At 44.3% G+C, this 9,419-nt stretch carries 5 protein-coding genes and 1 pseudogene; 5 read left to right on the forward strand and 1 reads right to left on the reverse strand.

Features of this window, described 5'->3' with window-relative positions:
• The 4 genes and pseudogenes from A3756_RS27680 to A3756_RS11470 form a co-directional block, all read left to right on the forward strand.
• A pseudogene (locus A3756_RS27680) lies at nucleotides 1–110 on the forward strand (bacterioferritin); the annotation flags it as partial.
• Between the two features lie 11 nt (nucleotides 111–121).
• On the forward strand, nucleotides 122–589 hold the full coding sequence (bfr, locus tag A3756_RS11460; RefSeq protein WP_068506737.1) for a bacterioferritin: 468 nt from the start codon (nucleotides 122–124) through the stop codon (nucleotides 587–589).
• A gap of 295 nt (nucleotides 590–884) precedes the next feature.
• Entirely contained in the window at nucleotides 885–4,907 is a 4,023-nt protein-coding gene (locus tag A3756_RS11465; RefSeq protein WP_068553533.1) for a methyl-accepting chemotaxis protein, read from the forward strand.
• Nucleotides 4,908–5,258: 351 nt separating this feature from the next.
• Nucleotides 5,259–5,495 (forward strand): hypothetical protein, encoded by a 237-nt coding sequence (locus A3756_RS11470; protein ID WP_068506734.1) that lies wholly within the window; start codon nucleotides 5,259–5,261, stop codon nucleotides 5,493–5,495.
• Between the two features lie 124 nt (nucleotides 5,496–5,619).
• On the opposite strand, the gene A3756_RS11475 is transcribed toward A3756_RS11470, so the two are convergent.
• Nucleotides 5,620–8,403: a bifunctional aconitate hydratase 2/2-methylisocitrate dehydratase gene (locus A3756_RS11475; RefSeq protein ID WP_068506731.1), complete on the reverse strand. Its 2,784-nt coding sequence runs from the start codon at nucleotides 8,401–8,403 to the stop codon at nucleotides 5,620–5,622.
• A 509-nt stretch (nucleotides 8,404–8,912) separates the two neighbouring features.
• Here A3756_RS11475 and A3756_RS11480 point away from each other — a divergent pair.
• Nucleotides 8,913–9,341, forward strand: coding sequence for a thioesterase family protein (locus tag A3756_RS11480; RefSeq protein WP_068506729.1), 429 nt, complete (start codon nucleotides 8,913–8,915; stop codon nucleotides 9,339–9,341).
• The last annotated feature ends 78 nt before the right edge of the window (nucleotides 9,342–9,419 follow it).

A 9,419-nucleotide genomic window follows, 5' to 3' on the forward strand; every position in this document is an offset into this window, starting at 1 on the left:
AAATTCTTGCAGAAGAAGAGGAGTATCTAGATTGGTTGGAAACTCAGCTTGATCTGATCGATAAAGTGACGATCGAGAACTATATGCAATCAATGATTGAAGATGATTAAGGGGGTGAAATATGAAAGGTTCAGATAAAGTTATAGCAGAATTAAATCACTTGTTAGCGGGTGAGCTAACGGCAATAGACCAATACTTTGTTCACTCTCGAATTTATGAAGATATGGGCTTAGATAAGCTTTATGAACGTTTGGATCATGAGCGTGAAGAAGAGACAGATCACGCAGACCAAATGATCAAACGGATTTTGTTCTTGGAAGGGCATCCAGACTTGGCAACGCGTGAGCCGCTAAATGTCGGTAAAACAGTTTCGGAAATGCTACAGAATGACTTGAATGTAGAATACTCAGTAATTAAAAACCTTAAGGCAGCGATTGCTTTGTGTGAGTCTGAGCAAGATTACGAAACCCGTGCAATGCTGGTTAAGCAGTTAGAAGACTCAGAAGAAGATCATGCTTATTGGCTAGAGAAGCAATTGGGCTTGATTGATAAGATTGGGCTTCAAAATTACTTACAGTCGCAGATGTAAGCTTCGAATAGCATAATGAGTGTAAGTAGGGCCGTCATTTGTGACGGCTTTTTTGTTTGTTTGATATAAACGTTAATCCCCAACTGAATCCAAATACTTTCTTTCTAAAATATCCCTAAATAGGTAGGGGGTATTTCTAATTTTGTCCTATATTTATAGTGCTAAATAAGCAATTCACCCCAAAATAGACAGATTCATTCAAGGAAATGGGCCGACATGACGATAACTAGTCTATAGCTTGCTCACTACACACTATCTAAAAATAACGCGCTTAAAAAATACTTAGGGTGTCTCTATGAAGATCAATATGCCGGTGACTGACAATGAAGTCATGATGACCGAAGGTCAGACCTTGGTCTCAAAAACCAATCTCAAAGGTATCACTACATACGTCAATGAGGCGTTTATCGCGATCAGTGGCTTTTCTGAACAGGAGTTGGTCGGAAAGAATCACAATGTCGTCAGGCACCCGGATATGCCGCCCGAAGCGTTTAAGGATCTATGGGATACGATGAAGAAGGGGCGACCCTGGACGGGAATCGTTAAGAATCGATGTAAGAACGGTGACTTTTATTGGGTAAAGGCAAATGTGACGCCTATCTGGGAAGACGGCAAAGTTGTTGAATATATGTCGGTTCGCTCCATTCCCAGTCGTGAGGAAATTACTGCAGCAGAAGGTGCTTATGTGGCCCTTAAAAATGGCGAAATAGCACTAGATGGTGGTAACGTTGTTAAGTCGGGATTTACTCAACACCTTCCTAAGTTAAGCAATATTAAACTCACTCAGCAGTTTATGTTTCTGGGTGCAGTACTCTTAATGTTGAGTGCTTTGGTCGTGAATACCTTGGCTCAGCAATATGATCAAATAGAGTTCTCTAAACAGGAGCTCGTCGGCGTCGAATATATTCGACCGATGAGACAGCTACTCCAGTTTATTCCACAACACCGTGGTATGACTAACGCTTATCTGAATGGTGACGCTTCTTTTGAACCCAAAATATTGTCTGTAAGGCAAAAGATAAACGATTTGTTTGATGAGGCTAAAGAAGTTGACGCCAGATTAGGAGAAAAGTTACAAGCTTCTAGCAAGTTCAAAGCGATTCAAAGGAAGTGGGACAGTTTGAAGGGAATAGCATTTAGCCTTGAGGCTAAAGCCAGTTTTTCTCGCCACTCTGACCTTATTAGTGATGTGCTAAACCTGATAATTCACGCTGGCGATACCTCGAACCTAATACTTGATCCTGAGTTAGGCAGTTTCTATAGCATGGACTTGGTGGTCAACAAGATTCCAGCCCTGGTCGAAAATATGGGCCAGGCTAGAGGCTTGGGCTCAGGTGTCATTGCTAATCAGGAAATTGGGCAGGCCCAACTAAATCGATTGACTGAATTGAAAGTCGGTGTTGATGTCAATTACAAAGGTCTGCTAACTTCTTATAACTCTGGTGCTAGTGCGGAGCAAAGAGTTAAACAGAGGCTAGGCTCACTTGCGGCTGATGTTGAGCGTATTATTGGTGGATTTATTTCTTCTGTCGACCACATTAGACAAGGTGACCTGGCGATATCTTCAATGGATGCAAAGTCTTTCTTCGCTGAGGGAACGAGAGGTATTAACAAAGCATTTGAATTGTACGATGAAAGTGCAAACTTGCTTGAAGAGTTATTAACTGAACGTGTAGAAGGCATGCAAGCACAGTTCTATATTATAAGTGCCTTAACTACTATTGCGATTTTGATGACTTTAATTTTGGGTTTTGCTTTATCACGAAATATTCTTCGTTCGATTAATCAGTGTCTGGCCAACTTTGGTGAAATCGCAAGTGGCAATTACCGTGAAGACATCCATGTCAGCGGCAATAATGAATTAACGGCCTTGATGTGCTCACTTAAATCGATGCAGATAAAAATGGGCTTTGAAGTAGAAGAAGCGATCGCGATTGCGAATTCAGGTAGCCGAATTAAGCAAGCCCTTGATGTCTGTAATACCAATGTCATGTTGGCAGATGACCGCATGGATATTATCTATCTGAACGCGTCGGTTCAGAAGATGTTCAAAGACGCTGAAGCAGACTTACGGAGTGATTTACCAAACTTTGATGCGGATAACTTGTTAGGCGCAAGTGCAGATGTTTTGTATAAAGATCCAAGTCATCAGCGTGCGGTGATAGAAAACCTTAACGGCACGCAGAAGAGTCGAATGAAAACGGGCGGAAGAGTGTTTGACCTAATGGCAACGCCGGTGATTAATGACCAAAGCGAGCGTTTAGGAACAGTAATTGAATGGAACGATATCACTGAAGAGCTGAAACGCACGGAAGAAGAGCGTCGCATAGCCAACGAAAATGCACGTATGAAGCAGGCGCTTGATAGCGTTTCTGCAAACGTTATGGTTGCAGATGACCAGCTTAATATTATTTATATGAATGATGCGGTTGTTGATACTTTGCGCAATGCCGAGAAGGATATTCAAGCAGAGCTAAGCAATTTTGCTGTTGATAAGATTATTGGCAGTAATATAGACATATTCCATAATAATCCAGCGCACCAGCGTGGCATGATAGAACGGATGACTGCTGAATACTCTGCAGATATTGTGGTGGGTGGTCGTAATCTAAACCTTGTTGTTAACCCGATTGTTAATGATGAGGGTGAGCGCATTGGTACGGTCGTAGAGTGGGATGATCAAACTGAAGAGCTAAAACGATTGGCTAAAGAGCGTAGTGTCGCTAATGATAATGCGCGTATCAAGCAAGCCTTGGATAGTGTTTCGGCAAATGTCATGGTGGCCAATGCCGACCGCGATATTATCTACATGAATGATGCAGTGATATCGACCTTGCGAAATGCAGAAAGTGACATTCAAAAAGACCTGGGTAATTTCAACGTCAATACCTTGTTAGGAAGCAGTATTGATGTCTTCCATAAGAACCCCTCGCATCAGAAACAATTGTTAGAGAGCCTGACGAGTGAGTATTCGGCAAGTCTGAATATTGGTGGCCGTAATATGGACTTGGTTGTGAACCCTATTACAAACGACGATAACGAACGTATTGGTACGGTTGTTGAGTGGGCTGACCGAACTAACGAAGTCGCTATCGAACAAGAAATCGACCGACTTGTTTTTGCGGCGGCAAATGGTGATCTGTCCAAGCGTCTGGACCCTGAAGGTAAAACAGGCTTCTTTGCTAAGTTAGCAGAAGGTTTGAACCAGACTGTTGGAAGTGCAGACTCCTTCTTAGCTGATGTGGGTGAAGTTCTGTCTGCATTATCAGAGGGTGATTTGACCAAGACAATTAGCAGTGAATACCGAGGATCTTTCGGTAAGGTTAAGACAGATGTGAATGCGACGGTGACCAAACTTACCGAGATCATTACGCAGATTCGTGAATCCACGTCGATGGTTCACGAAGCCGCGAACGAAATATCGCAAGGTAACGCTGATCTAAGTGCGCGCACAGAGTCTCAGGCGAGTTCTCTTGAAGAAACTGCAGCGAGCATGGAAGAGATTACCAGCACGGTTAAAGAAAGTGCCGGGAATGCTTCACAGGCAAATACAGTCACTAGCGACGCTAAATTGAAAGCGGTTGCAGGTGGTGAGGTTGTTCATGGCGCAGTGGGAGCAATGAAAGAAATACTCGCTTCGAGTCATAAGATTAACGACATTATTGGTGTCATTGATGAGATTGCGTTCCAGACTAACTTGCTAGCGCTTAACGCAGCCGTTGAGGCCGCTAGAGCGGGTGAGCATGGTCGAGGATTTGCAGTGGTGGCAGGTGAGGTTAGAACCTTATCTCAACGTTCTGCGACGGCAGCGAAAGAGATCAAAGACCTGATTCGTGAAAGCGTCAATAAGGTTGAAACGGGCTCTCAGCTTGTAAATGATTCTGGCCAGACACTTGCGGATATCGTGAAGTCAGTTGAAGAGGTTGCTGTAAGAGTAGAAGAAATTGCCACGGCAGCAGCCGAGCAGAATGATGGTATTGGGCAGATTAACCAAGCAGTCATGCAAATGGATGATATGACCCAGCAAAACGCAGCCTTGGTTGAAGAGGCAAGTGCCTCTAGTGAGGCTTTGAGTGAGCAAGCATCAGCCTTGAATCAGATGGTTAGCTTCTTCAGAGTGGGGAATCACCAGGCCGCAATATTTAGCGCGCCTGCTTCAGCACCTACATCAGCGCCTGCACCGACTCCTTCTGTCAGCCAAGCTCCACAGCAAACGACTTCGGTGCCGATGGATACCGGTATTGCTCCGACAGAAGATCAGGTGATCAAATACAGTGGTGATAACTCAAACGATGATGATGACTGGGAAGACTTCTAGCGCATAGTCTAAAGGGAATGCAAAGGCCGATCAGTGATCCACTGCTCGGCCTTTTTTTTAGCGGGGGAGTACTTGATTCAAGCAGTACATTACTCATTTAGGCAGATCCTTCTACGGCTTGCACGAGGGCTAGCACGGGGTTGATCAGCGAGGGGTGGAACCCTCTGCCTACGGGCACGAGGTAAGTCGACTTCTGTAGGCAGATCCTTCGGCCGCGCTGGCTTCACTAATAACTCAAAACTATGAACACAGAATTACTATGACAAAACAATTTAATGGGGTGTCGAATTTAGGCGTAGACTAATAGGTGAATAGCTTAGCGCTTCTCACCCGGAAGCGAGGAGGTGGTAAATGTACACTTCAAGCAGAAAGAGAACTGTAAGTAAAAATATTGGCAAAAAACGAAAAGTCATGGCGGGCAAAGTAGGGTATGACCTTAGCTTGGATCGTCGGGTCAGTAGTCGAAGAGACAGCTTGATGCCCAGTCTAGAAAGTCTAGGACCTTTTGATAGGCGTCATACCGATGACAGAAGAATGGATAAGCGCCCCTTGAGTGATTTTCCTTACTTGCCAGAAGTGATAATTTAGTAAAATAAAGTATTGGTACAATGGCTAAATAGCCAGTAGAGACTCTGTTTAGAGCTACATAGAAAGCAAAAAGCCCGGTCAATGACCGGGCTTTTTTATGATTAAGACCAAGTCTTAATCCACCTTATCCAACGATTTTAACCGGCACGGCCAAATCTTCAGCTGGTGGAGCGAAAGAAGTCAGGTTAATACCTTCAACAGCTTCTTTGTACTCTTCCAATGATGGGAATCGGCCAAGAATAGTTGATAGAACAACCATTGGCGTAGAACCAAGTAGTGATTCACCTTTCTTCTCAGCAGAGTCTTCTACAACACGGCCTTGGAATAGACGAGTTGAAGTCGCTAGCACTGTATCACCAGGAGCCGCTTTCTCTTGGTTACCCATACATAGGTTACATCCAGGACGCTCTAGGTAAAGGATGTTCTCGTATGAAGTACGAGCCGCTTCTTTTGGATTGTCATCGTCAAACGTGAAGCCAGCGTACTTAGATAGGATATCCCAATCGCCTTCAGCTTTTAGCTCATCAACGATGTTGTACGTTGGTGGTGCAACAACGAGTGGCGCGTTAAACGTGATCGGGCCTTTCTTCTCTAGGTTGCGAAGCATCGCAGCGATGATTTGCATATCGCCTTTGTGAACCATACAAGAACCAACGAAGCCAAGGTCAACCTGACGGCCATCGTAGTATGAAGTAGGACGGATAACATCGTGCGTGTAACGCTTAGATACGTCTTCGTTGTTTACGTCTGGGTCAGCAATCATTGGCTCTTCGATCGCATCTAGGTCAACAACCAACTCGGCGTAGTACTTAGCGTTGTCGTCTGGAGCAAGTGCAGGCTCTTCACCAGATTTGATGCCAGCGATACGCTTGTCAGCTAGATCGATAAGACCTTGTAGCATGTTCGCTTCGTTATCCATACCTTTGTCGATCATGATCTGGATACGAGACTTAGCCAACTCTAGAGAGCTGATGAGCGTTTCGTCTGTAGAGATACAGATAGACGCTTTCGCTTTCATCTCTGCAGTCCAGTCAGTGAAGGTGAACGCTTGGTCAGCAAGTAGAGTACCGATTTGTACTTCGATTACACGACCTTGGAAAACGTTTTCGCCAGAGAACTTCTTAAGCATTTGTGCTTGCGTTGCGTGTACGATGTCACGGAAGTCCATGTGAGGCTTCATAGAACCTTTAAAGGTTACTTTTACAGACTCAGGGATAGGCATTGCTGCTTCGCCCGTCGCAAGTGCGATTGCAACCGTACCAGAGTCAGCACCGAATGCGACACCCTTAGACATACGCGTGTGAGAGTCACCACCAATGATGATTGCACGGTCATCAACAGTGATGTCGTTCAATACTTTGTGGATTACGTCAGTCATTGAGTGGTAAACGCCTTTCGGGTCACGTGCAGTGATTACGCCGAACGCGTTCATGAATGCCATTAGCTTAGGCGTGTTAGCCTTAGCTTTGTTGTCCCATACAGAAGCTGTGTGACAACCAGACTGGAAAGCACCATCAACACTTGGAGAGATAGTCGAAGCAGCCATTGCTTCTAGTTCCTGACAAGTCATAGGACCAGTCGTGTCCTGAGAACCTACGATGTTCACTTTAACGCGAACGTCAGAACCCGTGTGTAGTGGAGTCTTAGAAGTAACACCAACAGCGTTGCGGTTGAAGATCTTTTCAACTGCAGTTAGGCCTTGGCCTTCGTTAGAGATTTCTTTAGAAGCAGCGTAAACAACTGGTGCTTCAACGCCTAGCGTTTCAGCAGCAAATGTTTGTAGCTTCTTACCGAAAGTTACCGCGTAAGAGCCGCCAGCTTTCATGAATTCAACTTTTTGTGGCGTGAAGGCATCAGAAACGTCTGACAATTCTTCGCTACCGTTGTATAGCTTCTTAGCTTTAGTATCGATTGTTAGAACCGTACCTGTTGCAACAGAGTATGCTTCTTCCAATACTGGGTCGCCGTTTGCATCACGAACAACTTCACCGTTTGCGTCAGTTTTCTTAACCCAGTTTTTAAGGTCAAGACCGATACCACCGGTTACACCAACAGTCGTTAGGAAGATAGGTGCGATACCGTTAGTACCTGCAACTACCGGACGGTTGTTGATGAATGGAATGTATGGAGAAGTCTTCTCACCAGCCCACAGTGCAACGTTGTTAACACCAGACATACGTGAAGAACCAACACCCATCGTTCCTTTCTCAGCGATTAGCATCACTTTAGCGTTAGGGTGCTTTTTACCTAGCTCAACGATTTCTTGTTGTGCTTCAGGCGTGATCATGCACTGGCCATGTAGCTCACGGTCTGCACGAGAGTGAGATTGGTTACCAGGAGAAAGAAGGTCAGTAGAGATGTCGCCTTCAGCCGCGATGTAAGTAACAACGTCGATTTTCTCTGGGATATCGTCAAGCTTTGTGAAGAACTCAGCTTTTGAGTAGCTTTCTAGGATCTCTTTAGCAATCGCGTTGCCTGCTTTAAATGCTTCAGCTAGACGAGCTGTATCAGCGTCATATAGGAATACTTGAGACTTAAGAACTTCACCCGCTGCTGCAGCTTGTGCGTCGTCAGAAAGAGCGATGTCTAGAAGTGCTTCAACAGAAGGGCCACCTTTCATGTGAGAAAGTTGCTCAAGAGCGAACTCAGGCGAGATCTCAGCAACAGTTTCATTACCTAGAACGATGTCTTTTAGGAATGCTGCTTTAACGCCTGCCGCAGGAGTTGTACCTGGAAGCGTGTTGTAGATAAAGAAGTTTAAAGACGCTTCGCGGTGCTCGTTACCCGTGTCTTTAATTTGAGCGATGATCTCTGATAACAAATCTGCGCTATCAATTGGCTTAGGGTTCAAACCTAGGTCCTTTTTACGAACCTCAATTTCTTCTAGGTATTCTGAATACAAACTCATACGAATCTCTCACTCAAAGTTTTAGTAATGACTATCAAAAAACTACTTAATACGCCATTGGATGCAAGTAGTTTCATCGGTGTCCAACGGAGCATGGCTTTCCAGTGAACTGATCAGGTGTTCCTGTTTATTCACTATGCAAGCTCCCCATTGGGCGCTTATTCTCAGCAGTGCGTCTGCTTAAATTTAGTGTGGAATGTGTCCACAGCTATCTTTCCCTTATTATGGCCCGCTCTTGTGACTTTTTGATTTCTAAGGTTCACTTTAGCTTAGGCTGGTGGTCAGATGTCTTTATTGCTAGATCTTAGCCTCTAGATCGAAATCTATTGAGTTTAGACCACCCTTATATTTTCGCGCACATATTGTATGGGATTTCCCCGCAAAAGTTAATAATTACTCAGGCTTATGAATGTTATTTTCGGTATAGGTTTTGTGAATGTGTTTGTTTGTCGTTAAGCTCTACACTCATTTATACCATGATTTGATAAATACAATGCGAAGAGGTAGTAATGAGCGAAGTGTTTGAGCAGTGTCAGGTTTCGATAGATACGCCAGTAGCCTGGGGTGAAATGGATGCCTTTCAGCACGTTAATAATGTCGTCTATTTTAAATACTTCGAAAGTGCGCGAATTGCCTATTTTGACCGACTGGGTAATAATGAAGAAATGAAACGCTCTGGTATTGGCCCAATACTGGCCTCTACTCAGTGCCGCTATAAAGCGCCTTTAAGCTACCCTGACAATATCTCCGTGGCAACGCGAGTGTGCGAAATTTCAGAAGATCGCTTTACCATGAAGTACTACGTTATGAGCCATAATACTGGCAGAATTGCGGCAGAAGGTGAGGGAATAATCGTTTTTTACGATTATAACAATAACTGTAAACATGCCATTCCTGAAGAGATCAAAAACAGAATTGTTGCACTCGACGGACTATAGGTATTAGCGTTTTAGTTTACTTTGTCTAAATTGTTTTGGTGTTTGACCGCAGAGCTTTTTAAAAAGCGTTCTGAAATA

Source organism: Oleiphilus sp. HI0086 (assembly GCF_001635225.1).